The organism is Streptomyces sp. NBC_01669 (genome assembly GCF_026339735.1).
Classification (GTDB): Bacteria; Actinomycetota; Actinomycetes; order Streptomycetales; family Streptomycetaceae; genus Streptomyces; species Streptomyces yanii.
In genome coordinates this window covers 403,476-419,991 of the sequence record NZ_JAPEQG010000003.1, presented here as the reverse complement: position 1 = coordinate 419,991, position 16,516 = coordinate 403,476, and the positions used below count along the sequence as shown (strand labels likewise).

General features: G+C 68.6%; 14 protein-coding genes. 6 read left to right on the top strand and 8 right to left on the bottom strand.

Features of this window, described 5'->3' with window-relative positions; all coding sequences use genetic code 11:
• Positions 1 to 190: 190 nt before the first annotated feature.
• On the bottom strand, positions 191 to 1,687 hold the full coding sequence (locus OG972_RS48915; protein ID WP_266993656.1) for an SsgA family sporulation/cell division regulator: 1,497 nt from the start codon (positions 1,685 to 1,687) through the stop codon (positions 191 to 193).
• 20 nt (positions 1,688 to 1,707) lie between these two features.
• Positions 1,708 to 2,469 (bottom strand): hypothetical protein, encoded by a 762-nt coding sequence (locus OG972_RS48910; RefSeq protein WP_266993654.1) that lies wholly within the window; start codon positions 2,467 to 2,469, stop codon positions 1,708 to 1,710.
• A 310-nt stretch (positions 2,470 to 2,779) separates the two neighbouring features.
• Between OG972_RS48910 and OG972_RS48905 the strand changes: the two genes are divergently transcribed.
• The 4 genes from OG972_RS48905 to OG972_RS48890 all read left to right on the top strand — a co-directional run bounded on the left by OG972_RS48905 (position 2,780) and on the right by OG972_RS48890 (position 8,094).
• On the top strand, positions 2,780 to 2,980 hold the full coding sequence (locus OG972_RS48905) for a hypothetical protein (protein WP_266993652.1): 201 nt from the start codon (positions 2,780 to 2,782) through the stop codon (positions 2,978 to 2,980).
• 190 nt (positions 2,981 to 3,170) lie between these two features.
• A complete protein-coding gene (locus OG972_RS48900) occupies positions 3,171 to 5,219 on the top strand; it encodes a GNAT family N-acetyltransferase (RefSeq protein WP_266993650.1) in 2,049 nt (682 codons plus the stop codon).
• Positions 5,216 to 5,803, top strand: a complete 588-nt coding sequence (locus OG972_RS48895) for an ASCH domain-containing protein (RefSeq protein WP_266993648.1) — start codon at positions 5,216 to 5,218, stop codon at positions 5,801 to 5,803. Before OG972_RS48900 ends, OG972_RS48895 begins: the two co-directional genes overlap by 4 nt.
• Before the next feature lie 104 nt (positions 5,804 to 5,907).
• Entirely contained in the window at positions 5,908 to 8,094 is a 2,187-nt protein-coding gene (locus OG972_RS48890) for a helicase associated domain-containing protein (RefSeq protein ID WP_266993646.1), read from the top strand.
• A 141-nt stretch (positions 8,095 to 8,235) separates the two neighbouring features.
• Here OG972_RS48890 and OG972_RS48885 read toward each other — a convergent pair whose 3' ends face one another.
• The 5 genes from OG972_RS48885 to OG972_RS48865 form a co-directional block, all read right to left on the bottom strand.
• Positions 8,236 to 9,357: a hypothetical protein gene (locus tag OG972_RS48885; RefSeq protein WP_266993644.1), complete on the bottom strand. Its 1,122-nt coding sequence runs from the start codon at positions 9,355 to 9,357 to the stop codon at positions 8,236 to 8,238.
• 437 nt (positions 9,358 to 9,794) lie between these two features.
• Positions 9,795 to 10,082 carry a helix-turn-helix transcriptional regulator gene (locus tag OG972_RS48880; RefSeq protein WP_266993642.1) on the bottom strand — a complete coding sequence of 96 codons (288 nt, stop codon included), beginning with the start codon at positions 10,080 to 10,082 and terminating at the stop codon, positions 9,795 to 9,797.
• 90 nt (positions 10,083 to 10,172) lie between these two features.
• Complete coding sequence (locus OG972_RS48875; RefSeq protein ID WP_266993641.1) at positions 10,173 to 11,231, bottom strand: tyrosine-type recombinase/integrase; 1,059 nt, start codon at positions 11,229 to 11,231, stop codon at positions 10,173 to 10,175.
• Positions 11,232 to 11,350: 119 nt separating this feature from the next.
• Positions 11,351 to 11,749 carry an ATP-binding protein gene (locus OG972_RS48870; protein ID WP_266993640.1) on the bottom strand — a complete coding sequence of 133 codons (399 nt, stop codon included), beginning with the start codon at positions 11,747 to 11,749 and terminating at the stop codon, positions 11,351 to 11,353.
• Positions 11,746 to 13,425 carry a Mu transposase C-terminal domain-containing protein gene (locus OG972_RS48865; RefSeq protein WP_266993639.1) on the bottom strand — a complete coding sequence of 560 codons (1,680 nt, stop codon included), beginning with the start codon at positions 13,423 to 13,425 and terminating at the stop codon, positions 11,746 to 11,748. Before OG972_RS48865 ends, OG972_RS48870 begins: the two co-directional genes overlap by 4 nt.
• A gap of 398 nt (positions 13,426 to 13,823) precedes the next feature.
• Here OG972_RS48865 and OG972_RS48860 point away from each other — a divergent pair, with 398 nt between their 5' ends.
• Both OG972_RS48860 and OG972_RS48855 read left to right on the top strand, forming a co-directional pair.
• The gene (locus tag OG972_RS48860; protein ID WP_266993637.1) at positions 13,824 to 14,480 is read left to right on the top strand and encodes a GNAT family N-acetyltransferase; all 657 of its coding nucleotides are present in this window, start codon (positions 13,824 to 13,826) and stop codon (positions 14,478 to 14,480) included.
• Between the two features lie 313 nt (positions 14,481 to 14,793).
• Positions 14,794 to 14,943, top strand: coding sequence for a hypothetical protein (locus tag OG972_RS48855; RefSeq protein ID WP_266993635.1), 150 nt, complete (start codon positions 14,794 to 14,796; stop codon positions 14,941 to 14,943).
• Positions 14,944 to 15,410: 467 nt separating this feature from the next.
• Here OG972_RS48855 and OG972_RS48850 read toward each other — a convergent pair whose 3' ends face one another.
• On the bottom strand, positions 15,411 to 15,812 hold the full coding sequence (locus OG972_RS48850) for a hypothetical protein (RefSeq protein WP_266993633.1): 402 nt from the start codon (positions 15,810 to 15,812) through the stop codon (positions 15,411 to 15,413).
• Between the last annotated feature and the right edge of the window lie 704 nt (positions 15,813 to 16,516).

The following is a 16,516-nucleotide window of genomic DNA, read 5'->3' as shown; positions in this document are numbered from 1 at the left end:
TCTCCTCGTCATTGCCAGCCTGGATGCACCGGAAAGTCAAGCGATGACACCAAACGACCCATTTCCGGCAATCGCTTCAGCGCACCGGCGACTTAGCCTCACTTCCGCCGGCCGGGCTCCGTAAGTCAACTTACGGAGCCCGGGCAACTCAGGTGAGGTGCGGCGTCGATTGACAGTTCGAGTAGGGGCCTCATTCGCGTCCGCCAGGCCGCGCAAGTTCTCCTATCGTCGTCTCCAAGGCGTCCAGAGCTGGTGCTAGGTACGAGTACTCCGTGCCATACGCAACCAAGCTGTCTGCCGCTTCGGTGAATGCTCGTAGATCAGTATCCGCGGCAGATAGAAGTGCGGTTCCCTCCGGCGAGGTGAGCCGGATATAAACGTGCCCTTCGCTTCCTGCTCCAGTACCAGGCCACACGATGACGTCACCAAGTCCGCTGCTGCGTTCCAGACCGTTTCTCAGCAGGTCACGAGCGAAAGTCCACACCGTCTCGTCTCTGGTGTCTGCCCGGAAGCGCACTTCAACGGCGTAGGGATCAGATACGCGGTACGTCAGTCGGGTATGCAAGCTTGACGTCAGTGCCAGTGACTCATGTTCATCGCTGTGAAAGGACATAGGCAGCTCGGCATGCAGTACACGCACTCCATGGACGGTCGTCTCCCACAGTCTTGCTCTGCCAGCCTGCGCTCGTCGCCTCAGGTCTCGTCTCGTTCTGCCATTCTCTTCGAACGGATGACAGAGGCGAGGTGCACTGGCCGCATTCGGCAGTAGCAATCCGCTGTTGACTGCCGTGTATGCGAAGTCCGCGAAGCGTGCAATGTGCAGTGAGGAATGCTGCGTTGTGCTGATGAGAAGCCCCGTGGGCACAGCGCGGAACACTGTCTCGGCCGGTTGCACTGATGGCTGAATGAGCTGCCGCAGGTCTTGCGGCCGCTGCCTGTGCTGCCCTGGTCCTGCCCAGCCTGAAGCGTGAAGCTTGGGCGCTGTGTGCGTGCCGGTGTAGGGCGAGAGCAGATGCGGTCCCTGCTCATATCCGGCCCTGGCGAAAGCAGCCAGTCTCAGTTCATCGATGATGAGGTGACATGTGGGTGTCAGCCACTGGGGCAGCCGTGGCGTCTGCCAGCGCCCGGGCATGGCCAGCAGGCCGCTGCCAGGTGCGTAGACGCGTGGCGGGCATACCCGGGCGGTCCTCTCGCGCGGCGGGCGTGGCAGCAGCCACACAGCGGCTCGCGTCATGCTCCCTGTCGGCGGCTCACTCCAGGATCGTTGTGCATGCAGCTCGCGTCTGTTGTCCCGACCGATCCCGAAGCCCTCGCTGTGATGCCAGACCCAGAGGGCAGCGAAGATCACACTCTTGCCCGCGCCGGTTGTCATGGAGATGACGTTCTGGCGTTCCGGGTGCGGGGGCAGGCCAGGAGCTGGGGGTTCATCTTGCGGTGTCTGCGCGCTGTGGGCGCGCGCTTCGGGGCAGGTGCCGGGACGTAGTTCGCCGAACTGCCGCGGGCAGGACGTGTCGTCGGGCAGTGCTGCGTCCTCGCGCGAGCTGTGCCGCCGGCGGGCGGCCTGTGCCATGCGGCGTCGGGCGGTGGCTGGGATGGCGCCGGTCTCCGCCACAACGTGGGGGGCTCCCAGGCTGGACGCGTCGAGCAGCGCGTCGAATTCGTCGTCCATCGCAGCGAGGTGGTCCATGGGTTCGTCCTTCCGGACGGTCATCGTGCTCCCCCTTCCCCAAGGTCGGCCTTCTCGGCCAGGTCGGTGAGGATGCGGGCGCGGAGCCGGCCGATACGGCCTTCCAGCGCCTTTTCCGTCAGTCCTACCTCTGCGGCGGCCTGCTGCTGGGTGTAGCCCAGCGCGCGCAGGGCGAGTCCTCTGCGGACCTTGGTATCGGTGATGTGCGGGAGGATGCGCTTGATTTCGTCGTGGGTGGCTGCAGCGTAGAAGGGGTCGGTGGCGCGCTGGTCGGGAATGTCCCGGTCGCTGGACGCACCGTCCGGGTCGCTGGGGGGCAGGTCCAGCTCAGCCTGCCCCATCTGCACGCTGCGGAACCAGCGGATATAGACGGTGCGGAAGGAGCGGATGGACGCACCGACGAAGTAGGTGGTCAGGCTGGCGCCGCCGTTCGGGTTCCACTTTCCGCGGATGAGGCCGTGCTCAAGGAAGAGGTCCAGGCCGGCGACGACGGTCTCGGTGGCGACCTCTGAGCGGGCGTCGGGGTCCCAGTCGGGCGTGGTCATGTTGGCGGGCACAGGCCGACCGGCCCGGCGGGTGTGCGCGAAGATCTCGCCGGTACCCGTCCACTTGTTGATGGTGAGCCACCCGTACTCCATCAGCCGGGTGGTCGTCTTCTCATAGCGCGGGCCCTGGAAGTTGTCGGCGCGCAGGATGTCGACCATGCGGGCCTCGGCGGCACGGCGCGTGGAGCGGCTGGCTTCGTCCGAAGCGGTGCCGGCGAGCGTGTGCTCCAGGCTCAACAAGCCCGCGGAACTGAGCTCCTCAAGCTCTTGGTCCTCCTGCAGGAGGCCATGAGGGGCACGCCCCTGGCACATCTCATCCGGCACACTCGCTCCCTTGCGCTCTGCCGCCCCCGTGGGCCCCGATTCCAGCCTGTCGCGGATGTCATAGGCACCAGCCACCCCTCTCCCCTCGCCAAACCCGAAGGAAAATTATGTGACTCACGTCACGGTGCGCAGGGCGAGGGGAGAAGCGTGGCCAGGGGCTAGAGCATTCACGACTAGGCCCTCGCAAAGGGGCGAAACCTCTTGGAATGAAACGGAGTTCACAGTGACCCCGAACACCCAGCAGCCCAGCAGCCAGCCGCTGCTCGGCCTGCGCAGCACCATCGTGCTGCTGCTCGGCGTCCTCACCGGCATCGGTGCGGGCGTGCTGACCTACCTCAACCAGCGCTCGCTGCCCGCCGCCGCCCTTGCCGCCGGCGCCGGTTTCGGCGCGGGCGTGCTGTTCTTCCACACCATCATCAGCTGACCCCAGCCCTGCCTCGACCGGGGGTTTGGGGGCGGCAGCCGCCTGTGCGGCTGCCGCCCCCAAACCCCCCGTCTTCCTGTCCAGTGGGTCGCCTGCAGCGGGGATTTCGGCGGTACCGCTGACAAAGATGACCAAGGCGACAACACTCTGTGCATAACGGATCGTCAGAGGTGGACCGGGGGGTGCCGCTGTGCGGGTCACAACTGTGGGCGCGGGGGACGGGGCCCTGCTGACGGCAGTCATCAGCTTAGGTAACCGCAACCGCAAGACGCTGGGCTTCCTGCCGCGTGCGGCCTTCCACCAGGCCGCCGAGACCGGCACGCTCCTCGCCGCGACCGAGGGCACCCGGTTGGTCGGCTACGCCCTGTACGGGCTACCCGCCGACCGGGTCCGCCTGGCACACCTGTGCGTCGAGAACGAATACCGCGGCCAGGGAGTGAACCAGCTGCTGGTGAACGCCATCTCCAGCCGGCATGCCGACCGGCTCGGCATCCTGCTCAAGTGCCGCAAGGACTACGGCCTGGAGAAGATGTGGACCCGGCTGGGCTTCGAGCCGCGCACGGAAGTAGACGGCCGCGGCGGAACGCGCGAACCGCTCGTGGTGTGGTGGCGCAGCCACGGCCACCCCGACCTGTTCACCGATCTGGAACCCACCGCCCTGGTCACCGCAGCCATGGACTGCAACGTCTTCGCCGACCTCCACAGCTCCTACCAGCGCACTGGTTCGGACGAAACAAAAGCGTTGTCCGCGGAATGGCTGACCGGCCTGCTGGAGCTGGTCGTCCTGCCCCAGCTGGTCGATGAGATCCACGCCATCGACCATGCCGCCGAGCGCAGGACCCAGCTCAATGCTCTGTCCCTGTACTGGCGGCCCGTACTCGAAGAGGCCAATCACGACCAGTGGGTGCGGGCCCTGATCGAGGCGGCCTGGGAGGATTTGGGCCTGCACCTGCCACGCGCCGACAACGACCTCGGCGACCTTGCATACGTCGTGCAGGCTCGCGCGGCAGGCGTTCGACACCTGGTAACCCGCGATGCTGGGCTGCTGGAACTGAGCCCCGTCACCGAGAAGATTTGCGGTGTGCGCATCCTGCGGCCTGCCGACAGCGTGGTGGCCATCGACGAACTGAGGCGGGCACAGGTGTATCAGCCAGGCAGCGTTCTCGGCACCTCCCTGACCACCACCGCCGTCCCCGCCGGGCAAGAACAGGAACAGCTGGTGTTCCTCAACAAGCCCGGCGGCGAGAAGCAGAACGCGTTCAAAGCGCGACTGCGGGACTTCGCGGCCCGGCCAGACCAGTGGAACCGGCAGCAGATCGTCGACGGGAACGGCCGGCTGCTGGCCACCTACTGCCACGGCATCCACGGCGACGAACTGCACGTGCCGCTGCTGCGCGTGGACGAACAGCATCCTCTGGGCGCAACCCTCGCACGGCAGCTGCTGTTCCTGCTGCGCCAGCGCTGCCGCACCGCAGGTGTGGAGATACTCCGGCTGACCGACCCCCACCCACAGCGCACCCTTCGCGCAGCGGCGCAGGAAGACGCCTTCCAACAGACCGGTACCGGACTCACCGCCCTGGTACTCGACCGGATCGCCGATACCGCCGCGATCGACGCCCATGCCGCCGCACTCGCTCCACGTCTCGGTCTTGATCTGCCACGCCTGCAGGCGCCCCTGCCCGCGGCGGCAGCCTCGGCAATCGAGCACGCCTGGTGGCCAGTAAAGATCGCCGACGCGGAGCTGCCCACCTTCCTCGTCCCCATCCGCCCCAAATGGGCTTATGAGTTGTTCGGGATTCCCGCGGGCATTCTGTCCCGCGACGACCGGTTGGGACTCAGCCGCGAACACGTCTACTACCGTTCCCCGCGCTCCCGGGGCGAGACAGCGCCCGCCCGCATCCTCTGGTACGCCAGCACCGACAAGACGCACAGCCTGTCCGCCGTGATCGGCTGCTCCCGGCTGGATCAGTGCGTGAGCGACAGCGGCAATCAGCTGTACCGGCAGTTCAAACACCTCGGCGTATACCGGCGCAGCGACATCATGGAATCCTGCGACGCGCACGGGCAGGCAATGGCACTGCGGTTCTCCGACACCAGCCTCTTCCCATATGCCGTTACCTACAAGCGACTTGTGCAGCTCGGCGCTCGTTACGGACAGCGCATCAACGTACAGTCGGTCCTCAAGATCTCGCCCGACCTGTTCCACTCCCTGTACGAGGAAGGCCACCAGCCGCGGTGAACGCCCCCCAACGAGCCCTGCTGCTCTCGCTCCACCCGCGGTTCGCCACGGCCATCCTCAACGGTGAGAAGACAGTCGAACTGCGGCGGCAGCGTGTCGCCGTCCCGCCCGGAACCCCCGTGATCATCTACGCCACCTCCCCCGTCATGGCCCTGACGGGAACGGCCCGCCTCACCGGCGTGGATACCGCCACACCCGCCCAGGTATGGCGACGGCACCGCGCAGCCTGTGGCATCAGCCGCGCCGAGTACACCGCCTACATGGACGGCGCCGTCCAGGCCTCCGCCCTCCTCCTAGACACCCCCCGCCCACTGGGGACCAAAGTGCCCCTCGCCCATCTGCGCCGCTCCGGCGCCTTCCACCCCCCACAGAGCTACCGCTATCTCACCCCCGAGGCCCTGCGCAGCCTCGTGGACGGGCACGAGACCGCCAACGAACTCCTCGACCGTCTCGCCGTGCCGCAGACGCCCAGCGATGCTGGTCTCACTGCTCTTCCACGCTCCCCCTGGACGGCCCGCCCTTCGCGTGCGTCCGACGGCATGCGATCCGCCACCGTCCTTCTCACCGCCGCACCTTCACACTGAGGGCCCTTACGGAACAGCGGGCTCACCGCCTTACACAGGTACGGCATGAGAGTCAGGGCGAATAGGCGTCCCCACGTCCCCAACCTCGTGAACATGTACGGCACGTGAAATGCCAGCTCAACAACACTTCTCACACGACCTCGCTCAGTAAAACGGACGAAGCCCACGGCACCGCTGGTGATCTTGGGCGGCCGTGGGCGGCGATCCATGACAATCAGCGGATCCCGGCGGACTTCCGGCTGTACCTGACCGCGACCCCGCGCATCCTGGCCTCTCCGCGGCCGCAGAAGGGCGCGGACGGCCAGGAGCTGGAGCTCGCGTCGATGGGCCAGGACTCCGAGACCTACGGCAAGTGGCTGGCCGAACTCGGGCTGAGCGAAGCGATCGAAAAATCGATCTTGGCGGGCTTCGAGATCGACGTGCTGGAGATCCGCGACCCCTCGCCCGTCCTCGGGCTGTCGGAGGAGGCGCTGCGGGGCCGCCGCCTTGCCCTCCTGCAGACCGCGCTCTTGGAGCACGCCGCCGCGCACAACCTGCGCACCGTGATGACGTTCCACCAGAAGGTGGAGGAAGCCGCCGCGTTCGCGGAGAAGCTGCCGGAGACGGCCGCGGAGCTGTACGTCACCGAGGCGTCCGACGAGGATCTGGCGCAGGCGGACCGGCTGCCGAAGTCGTCGATCGACGCGGAGTTCTACGAGCTGGAGGCCGGCCGCCACGTCCCGCCGGACCGGGTGTGGTCGGCGTGGCTGTGCGGCGACCACCTCGTCAGCGAGCGGCGGGAGGTTCTGCGGCAGTTCGCCAACGGCATCGACGCCAACAGCCGACGCGTACACCGGGCCTTCCTCGCGAGCGTTCGCGTACTCGGGGAAGGCATCGACATCACCGGCGAACGGGGCGTGGAGGCCGTCTGCTTCGCCGACACCCGCGGCTCCCAGGTCGAGATCGTCCAGAACATCGGCCGGGCCCTGCGGCTCAACCGCGACGGCTCCACCAAGGTCGCCAGGATCATCGTGCCGGTCTTCCTGGAGCCCGGCGAGGACCCGACCGACATGGTCGCCTCCGCCAGCTTCCGCCCCCTTGTAGCGGTCCTCCAAGGACTTCGCAGTCATGATGAACGCCTGGTCGAGCAGCTCGCCTCCCGCGCCCTCACCAGCGGGCAGCGCAAGGTCCACGTCCGGCGCGACGAGGAAGGGCGGATCGTCGGGACCGGCGGCGAAGGCGACGGCGAGGACCAGGAGCAGGACGACACGCAGGCCGCCGCCGAAGCGGCGCTGCTCCACTTCTCCTCTCCGAGGGACGCGGCGACCATCGCGGCCTTCCTGCGCACCCGGGTCTACCGGCCCGAGTCGCTGGTGTGGCTGGAGGGCTACCAGGCCCTGCTCCGGTGGCGGGCAGAGAACGAGATCACCGGCCTCTACGCCGTGCCCTACGACGTAGAGGCCGAAGTAGGGGTGACGAAGGATTTTCCGCTTGGGCGATGGGTGCACCAGCAGCGAAAGGCCCTGCGGGCCGGGGAGCTGGAGGAACGGCGCAAGACCCTGCTGGACGCGCCCGAGGCCGGGATGGTCTGGGAGCCGGGCGAAGAGGCATGGGAGAACAAGCTCGCCGCGCTCCGGTCCTACCGGCGGGCCACGGGGCACCTCGCGCCGCGTCAGGACGCGGTGTGGGGCGAGGGCGAGGCGATGGTGCCGGTCGGGCAGCACATGGCCAACCTGCGCCGGAAGGGCGGCCTGGGCAAGGACGCGGAGCGGGCGGCGGAGCGCGCGAAGCAGCTGGCCGCGGTCGATGAAGACTGGAACTGCCCGTGGCCGCTGGACTGGCAGCGGCACTACCGCGTCCTCGCGGACCTGGTCGACGCCGACGGCGTCCTGCCGGCCATCGAACCCGGGGTGCTGTTCGACGGTGACGACCTGGGCAAGTGGCTTCAGCGGCAGAAGCAGCCGGGTACCTGGGCGCATCTCTCCCCGGAGCAGCAGGAGCGGCTGTCGAAGCTGGGCGTGCAGCCCGCTGAGGCGCCGTCTTCGGACCCGGCGGCTGGGCGTGCGGCGAAGGCTTCGGGCAAGGCACAGCAGGCGTTCCAGCGCGGTCTGGCGGCCCTCGCGCAGTGGGTGGAGCGGGAGGGGCAGCGGCCGGTGCCGCGCGGCCACGGTGAGGAGATCGTCGTCGACGGCGAGACGGAGCCGGTGGTCGTCAAGCTGGGCGTATGGGTCTCGAACACCAAATCGAGGCGGGACAAGCTTGCCCAGGAGCAGCGGGACGCACTGCGGGAGCTGGGCGTGGACTGGGCATGAGTTCCGGCGGAGGGTTGCCTGCCGTGTGCCGGGGGGCAGCCCTCTACGGCGTGGGGTGATCCAGAGACCGCTAAGGCACCATGCCTGGGTGGACATAGACATTGCGAGGAGCAGCTCAAGCAGTTCGCCGGGCTCGGACCGTCACATTGGCTTGGTGAGGTTCGGGCTGGGCCGGTAGTGGGCGACTCCTGCATAGGACATCCCCAGTGAGGTGGTGAGGATCTTGGCGTCGAGTTCATCGGCGAGGGTGAGCAGGCGAGTAGAGCGCAGGATGCGGGGCCGGAGGCCGGTAGGGGCGAGGGTGTCGCGGATGTGAGCGGCGCCGGCGGGGCCGTGGTGGGTGCGGGTGAGCCGGGTGACGAGCAGGTGGGGGTTGTCCGAGCCGAGTTGGTGTCGGTGTTCTTGGCAGCGTTGGAGTGCGGTCCAGGTCGCGTCGTCGAGCGGGATGGCCAGGGATCTGCCGGGGAAGTGGACGCTGTGGTGATGGGGGTTGATCCCGGTGTCAGTGAACCGGCGCAGCTCGGTGATGGTTGCTGCGTGGAGCAGGGCGGCGAGGCCGATGAATGCCTCGTGCGGGTGGATGTCGTGGTGGGTGGTCCACCGCTGGTACAGGGTGCGCTGTTGGGTCAGAGTGAGGGTGGGGCCGTGAAACCCCCTGTGCTGTACGGCGGTTATGGGGTCGGTCGGGTTGTGGAGGATGACTTTGGCGTGGTGGGCGTACGCGAAGAACTGACGCAGTCCAGCAAGTCGGGATGCGCGGAGGGCCGGGTTGAGGGCCAGGAAGGATTCCAGGTGGGCGGTGGTGACACTGGCCCAGTTCGTGTGGCCCTCGGTGTGGAGGTGGAGGGCCAGGTCGCGGACGGCTGCGAGTCGGATCTCGATGGTTTTCAGCTGGTTGGGCCGTAGCCCCAGGTGTTCGGCTTGCTCGCGCTGGAGCAGGAGGAAGGCGGCGAACTTCTCGGTCTGGGAGCGCAGAGGGGCGGGTGTGGACTCGATGCGGCGGGATCGGCGCGTTGTTGCTCGTCTGTCGGCGAGGCGTGGGGGCGGGTCGAGGTGGCCGTGGGTGCGGAAGAAGTCGGTGAGCGCTCCGACGAGTTCGGGGGCATCGCTTTTGGCGCGGGCGAGGAGGCTGCGGGGGTCGCAGGACTCGGCGTGGAGGAGCAGGCGCGCGGTGGTGGCGATGAGGTCGGCCGCGTAGATCGGGTGTCGGTGCGCTGCGAGGTGTGCGGCGAGGCCGCTCCACCAGGAGGGCGGGGCAGGCATGCGCTTGGCCCAGCCGGCCGCGCGGGTCAGGACGGTGTGGGGTGAATGCTCGTAGCAGCGCTTGCAGAGGCCTTTGGCCCACTGGCCGCTGGTTCCGCATTGCTCGCAGTGGGCCGGGGGCGGGGCGGCAGCGGGGTCGGTACAGGCTCGGCAGTGCTGGGTCGCCGCGTCGAGGGCACGTCGGCGTCCGCAGTGCTGGCAGGGGCCCCGAGCTCGTTGTCCTGCGGATCGGCGTCGGCATGCCGCGCACAGGTCCTGGGCGGAGCGCCGTGGTGCGCCGCAGAGGGTGCAGGTGCGTGAGCACCAGGGGCAGCGGCCGGTGTCGGGGTGCAGCCAGCGCAGTCGGTGGCAGGCCGGGCAGTTGTCTTTGACACGAGAGGGTGTGGCACGGGTGGTCGTGGGCGGGTCCGTCGCGGGGTGTGCGGGGCGGGGTGCGGTCACAGCGGTGGCAGGGATCGGTGGCTGGGCACGGGCTGCTGTCGAGGTGGTGGGGTGGTGCGTGGTGTAGGTGGTGGGGGTATGGCGGGCTCGCCGACGGTAAGCAGGTCGCCTGGGGTGCAGTCCAGGGCGGCGCACAGGGCGGCCAGGGTGGAGAACTTCACCTGGGAGGGCTGTTTGGTGAACAGGGCGGACACCGATGCCGCAGACAGCTCGAGGCCGGCCCGCTCGGCGAGCAGGCGGCGCAGTTCGGTGCCGGTCCAGATACCGCGCTGTGCCGCGGTCATCCGAAGTCTCCACTCCACCTGCGGTGGCGGGGTCACGGGCTCGACGGCGTGCAGAGGGGGTGGTGTGGTCATGGGTGTCCTGCCCTGGGATCAGCCGGCCAGGCTAGTGACGGCGGTCGACGTGGCGCGGCGCCAGGCGTCTTCGACGAAGGTGAGCGAGGGCCGCACGTAGGCCATCGTCGAGGCGATGTGCCAGTGACCGAGGAGCTGCTGGACGGTGAGCAGGTCCATGCCCTTCTCGTAGTGGTGGGTCGCGCAGGCCCGGCGCAGATCGTGCGGGGTGAACCGGTCGTCTGCGGGGCGGCCTTCCAGGTCCAGGAGGTGGGAGAGGCGGTCGCGTACGGTGTCCGGCTTCAGCGGCTGGCCGTGGGCGTCGCAGAACAGCGGGGCGGTGTCGGGGAAGAAGGGGCGTACGTCTCCCAGGTACCAGGCGAGGATCTGGTCCAGTCCGTCGAGCATGGGTGCCCATCTCGAGCGAGGTCCCGAGGTGTTGGCCGCCTTGCCGAATCGGACGTGGAGCTTGCCTGTCGGGCCGAGTGCGGGATGGACGTCGCATTGGTCGAAGCGAATGGCTTCGCTCACTCTGGGAGCGGAGTGGTAGAGGGTGCGCAGCAGTGCGTAGTCCCCTGCCGCGGCCGGGTAGTCGGACGTAGTGGTCAGGCGCTGGCGGGCGAAGGCGAAGAACGCGGTGAGGCGCTCGGCTGTGGGCGGCAGGGTGCGCGGGGTGTCGTCGAAGACATGGCGCAGCCGGTTGAACCGGTCCAGCGGGTTGGCCACCGGGGTGCCGTACAGGGTGCGGATCTCGGTGGCGTAGCGGGCCTGGACGAAGGTGTGGAACGCGCGGAGCATCTGCAGGTACTGGCGTCTGGTCCCCGCCGCCCGCCCCGCCACCACCAGGGAGTGGAGCATCGCGTCCACGTCGGCCGGCTCGATCTGCCACACCGGCCGGTCATAGTGGTCCAGCACCCGTTCCAGCAGCGACCTGTAGCAGCCGATCGTGGCGGGAGCGAAGCCTCTCGCTGTCCATGTCGAGGCGAATGCCTGCACGCAGCGGGTCTGGAACGCCCACACATCGGGTACCTGCCCGGCCTCGGGAGCAGGGCCGCAGAGCCCACCCTCGACCAGCCGAAGAAACGGCTTCCCCGCCACACTCCACCACCAACCAGCAATGACTCTTGGTTAAGGCGGCACCTGAACAACCCCTGTGCCACCGAATCCATCAACGAGACAGCTACAGAAAAGCAACCCCCACCTCACGAATAACCCAGTCATCCACACGCCTCCCCGTTCAGCCACTGCGCCTCGTCCACGAGGAAAGTACGGGGCCGCTCGGCCAGGGCTGTTTTCAGGAGGCGATCGAACTCACTGGGGTGCCGGGGCGGCTCGCCGGCCAGGTTGAGAGCGTCGAAAAGTTCGTAGCGAACCGCACGGGCGGTAGGACGGGCACGGAAGGTGACCCTGCAGACCTCCTCACCCCGGGAGCCCTCGAGTTCGCGCAGACAGGTATTGACGGCGAGAGTCTTACCGAACCCCGCACCGCCATGGATACACATCATCGCCCGCGCAGCGACCGTGTCCATGATGTTCTCCCGCGCCGTCAACAGCGCCCGGGTCGTCACCACCTGCGCGTCAGGCAGGCCGACGTACTGGTAGGACGGGGCGGTCACCGAGGTTCTCCCTCGCTGGTGGTGTCGGCGGCGGTGTCCGGGCCGGGCGGGCTATGCCTGGAGGGCGGGTTTGGTGGAAGAGCGTGGCGGGTGCGGGCGGCGAGGGACGGCGGGGTGCGCCACTCGGGCGGTGGAGCAGCCGGCGGGATCAGGTCCGGCAATGCCAGCCGTGACAGATCCGCCTGGGCCGAGGAGGCGAGCTCGTCGCGGGCCTCGGTCTCGGTTACCGCTCCCAGGCGCTGGGGCTGCACGGCGGTGGTGACCGCGGCGTAGCGTTCGCGGCGCTTGCGGTCGGCTGCCGCCAGTGCCCGGGCCAGGCGGCGTTTTTCCGCTGTGCGGCTGCGGCGCAGGGCGGCTCGCTGCTCGGCGGTGGCCTCGTCTGCAAGGTGGGCGGGGCCCAGATACGCGTCGGTGCCCGCGTCGAACACTTCGATTTCGTGGTCGTGGTGCGGCAGGTAGCGCACCGTGACTCGCAGACCCGCATCTGCCAGGCCCTGCATCCACTCGCCGATGTAGTAGCGACCTCGCCAGCGCACCCCGCTCGAGGTCAGCGCGCGGGCCCGCCCGCCGCCTTCCAAGGTGAACGCCCACAGCAGGCCAGGGTCGGCATCCTGGATCGGGGTCGCATCAGCCTGCCACGCGGCCAGCGGAGTCAGGCCGCCGAGCTCCGCAGAGGTGTGCTCGGCATTCCACCACGACACCCACTCCAGCAAGATCTCCACGAACGCGATGAACGCCAGCGGCGGCGTGGTGTCCTTGGACCGATCCGCAGGACGCACGGTGGCGGCCGGCTCGTGGGTGTATCGGGGCAGGGAGGCGAACAGCATCCGCTGCGCGCACCGGTTGAGGTTCTCCACCGTGCCCTTCAGATGCGGCGCGTAGGCCTCCACCGAGTGCACGGGAATGGCGAAGGTGCCCAGCGCCGCGCCCACCGTACGCGAGAGAAAGTCCTGGCCCCGGTCGATCCGCACCAAGGACGGCAGACCACCAACCGGCCCGTAGGGTCCACCCGGCTCATCGCGGGACAACGCGATCCGCAACGCCGCCAAAATCGCATCCCTGGACGGCTGATGCGGTGTGACCGCCGCCCCGGTGACCGCGTTCGTCGCACAGTCGATGAACCACGTCACCCACGGGAACACCAGCTCCCCGTCCAGGTCCACCTGAACTGGCACATGCTTGTGATCACCCTCCCAGCAGGCATTGCGCCACTGCCGCGGCCGCCGCAGATGCACATCGTGCCGCCGCCGCGCCCGCTCCCCACCGGCCAGCGCGGCACGCTGTCCAGGGCTCAGGTCCCGGCGGACTGCCCGCTGCAACGTCGCCAACGACGGCACCCCCTCCCCCGTCCCCTCCGCCTCGGCCTGCAGCTCCCGGTGCACCGCCGCCGCGTTCCCGCACCACAGCACCAACCGCGCATGCACCTCGGCAGTGACCGTGAAACGCCCCCGCGGCAGCGCATCCACACGGCCCTCGGCCCGGGCCGCAGCCAGCCACCGCCACACCGTCCGCAGCGACACCCCCGCGCCGTCGGCGACCAGCCGGACATGCGAGGTCGTCAGCGCACCTGTCGCGTCCAACGCCAGCAACCGGTCCACCGCCTGCCTGCGAGCCAACCCCACCGGGACCACCGGCCCAGCCGACTTCCCGCCGATGTCCGCAGCATCCCCAGACACGACACCACCCCCTCCCCCACCTCCGGCTCCGCCACCGACAACCACTCCTCCAGAAGAAAGCAGCAGAACGCACCGAGGTGTCACCACAATCCGCATTCCCCTGACACCACCACCCGACATCCGCTACCAGCCAGGCCGCCGGCAGGACCTGCGACATAGGAAGCTGCACCCGGACGACACTCACCGACCTGCGGAAACACCATCAGCCGTCACCGCAAAAACCGCACCCCACTGTCACCGCCCCACCCCGCCGGACAGGGAAAACCCAGCTCAACACCCCACACCAACCACCACCGCTACCGGTGTCACCACTGCAGAAACCAGTGACACCGAAATACAACTTCGCATACGCTGCCGCCGCCCAGAGGGCCGGAGTGCAGCCGGGGGCCGTCATCCCCGTGAGCGTTCCGGCCCTGCCGGACGGCATCGTGATCCGGGACGCGACCCAATCCGACGCGGCCCCGCTGGCGCCTGTGATCCGGCTGGCCGACCCGGACAACCCCGACGGATCCTGGCGGGCGCTTCCCTCCGTGATCGATCAGAGCCTCGATCCGGAGAGGCTCACGCACGCGCGGGTGGTGGAGGAAACGTCGTCCGGCGCGCTGGTCGGCGGCATGCTCACACTGCCGGCGACGTGGGCTTTCACCCACCCCATGCTCATGGGATCGCCCAACGTGCACATCATTGCCGGTCTGGTCGCCTGCCTGGACTCTCTCGCGGTGGTCGACCAGTGGCGCGGCAAGGATGTCGCGCGTGCCCTGGTCGCCGAAGCGGAGAAGGCGGCAGGCTCGCACCCGGCCGGGAAGCTGGGCGCGGCCGTCCTGTACGTCACGCACGAACCGGAGCTGACGGACTTCTACGCCGGGCTCGGCTTCACGCTCTCCCCCGACGGCATCGGCATCCCCACACCAGCGGGGCTCATCTGCCACGGCCCGATCAAGGGCTTCCGGTTCTCGGTGAAGCCGCTGCGCACCGGCGTCCAGATGCAGCCCATGCCCACCCCCTACGGTCGGCATCTGGTCATCCATGGAGTCCTGCCCCTCCCCCCGCCCTGACCCAGCTTCCGCCCGCGCGAGGGCCTCCAAAACGTTGCCGCGGCGCGGGGCGGGCGCGCCGGTCCTGTGCCTGGCCGGGCGCTGGACGCGGCGCAGACCCGTGCAGCGTCTGTGGCGCGGCGGCCGAGCCCGATCCGGTACTGCAGGGCTTCGGTTAAGGCTCGGACGGTCCTTCGGGGCCGGGGTCGCGTGCCGGGATCTCACTCCGGCAGTCGTTGCACGTGACGGTCTCGGGGAGCGTCGTGAAGCGGATGCCGGAGATGCCATAGGAGCCGTCGATGCGGTAGCTCCCGCAGACCGGGCAAGGTGTGGCGTGGAAGTCCTTTTCGCAGCGCAGACACCGGCCGTGCCCGTCGGCGTGTACCCGGTGGAGCCGTCGAGCGTCGTGTCCCGCGCCGTGCTCGTGTCGTCGCCGTTCGGGACGATGGCCCGCAGGAACTCGACGACCGTGCCGTCCACCTGAGTGTCGCAGAGGACGAGGTATTCGACGTCGTCGACGGGGCCGGGGCAGATCCCGAGCGTCCCGGTCACGGTGTACGGCTGGCCGGCCGGGGTGAGCGTGCGGACGCCGATCAACTGGCCCTGGTCGTCGTACTCGTACTCGACGAGGACGGGGGCGATGGCCTCACCCTCGGCGTCGAGGTCGCACCACTGCCCTACCTCGAACTGGGCGGGCTGCCCGGCGCACGCCTCCGTGCCGACGGGCGGCGGCCCGGCAGTGAACGTGCCCGTGAGGAGGTTGAGCCAGCCGGTCTGTTCCGGAGCGGCGGCCGCGGTGCCGCAGTCGACGCAGGCGGTGACGGCAAGGACCGCGATCGGTGTGCCGTCCGCAAGACACAGGCCGGTGGAGGCGATGCCCGGGGAGCAGCACGAGGGCATCGGAGGCTCGGGCTCGGGCGCTGCACACGGAAGCGGTTCGACGGGCACAGGTCAGTCCTCCACGTGCTTCTGTCGGCGGTGGGTATCCCGTCCGCGCTCGCTGGTGAACTCGCGGTCGCACGAGCCGCACGGGAAGACGCCTTCGGGTACCTCGGCGGCCGGGTCGCTTGGGTCGCTGCCCTCGGACGGGTCCGGCAGGGGAACGCTGTCCGGGGCGTGCACGGCCTCGGGCAGGGGCGGCAGAGGCTCACCAGGGGCAGCCTCCTGCTCCAGGAGTACCGGGCCGGTGCCCTCGTGCTCCTGGTCGTGGGCTGCGCCGGGCTCGGGCCGCCCCTGGGCCGCGTCCTCCTCGGGGGAGACGTACCGGTGGCCGTCGACGAGGGAGCCGATCAGGATGCCCTCGGGCGCCTCAGGGAACAGTGCGGCTGGGACAGCGAACGTGTTCGTGCCCACGGTGCGCAGCTTGGGTGTCTGGGCAACCGCCCACCGGGCAAACGCCCGACGCTGCTCCCGGGTGGGCTGGATGTGGATGAGGTCAGTACGTGCCGGGCGTGGTGAGGTTCTGCCCCGAGGAACGGAAGACAACCGAGTTGATCACTACCCGCAGGGACTTCTCGGTCCTCTCGCCGTTGAACCGATCGAGGATCGGGCCGTCCGGGTTGACGGGGTCCGGTGCGTCGGTGACGAGACTGACGTGGCGGCCGGTGAGCTTGCCTGTGCTTTCTGGTTTCGGATCATCCTTGGGTACACCCCATCCCGTTCATGGCGAGTCTGGTCAACACCCATGGCGAGCCCGAGCGCGTCTGCCGCGACCAACAGGCCACGCCGGTCCGGTGACTTCTTATTGCTCGCGGTCTCGTTCCTCACACCCCCATCGTCCTCATTCTCCGGAGCGGTGCATTCCGAGGGCCAATTGGACGACATGGGGGAGCCAGGCTTTCGGTGAAATTGACCGACGTTGACGTGGGACCGAGCGGTTATACACCATTCCGTCCGTCCGATGGAAGCGAGCGGAAGAAGCGGGCGAAACGCGCCCCATTCGACCGGGCGATTGTCCAGGTATGTCTCTGGGGTTGACGAGGCATCAACAAACTGATTAGAAATCACGCTGCGATGCCCGTGAGCTGATGACTTTCCCGTATCTCGCGGTCACTTCG

Bases quoted from the DNA above. Each gene is read 5' to 3' on its own strand.
- OG972_RS48915 (WP_266993656.1), bottom strand. From the start codon at position 1,687: ATGGACCACCTCGCTGCGATGGACGACGAATTCGACGCGCTGCTCGAC.
- OG972_RS48885 (WP_266993644.1), bottom strand. From the start codon at position 9,357: ATGCCTGCCCCGCCCTCCTGGTGGAGCGGCCTCGCCGCACACCTCGCA.
- OG972_RS48880 (WP_266993642.1), bottom strand. From the start codon at position 10,082: ATGACCGCGGCACAGCGCGGTATCTGGACCGGCACCGAACTGCGCCGC.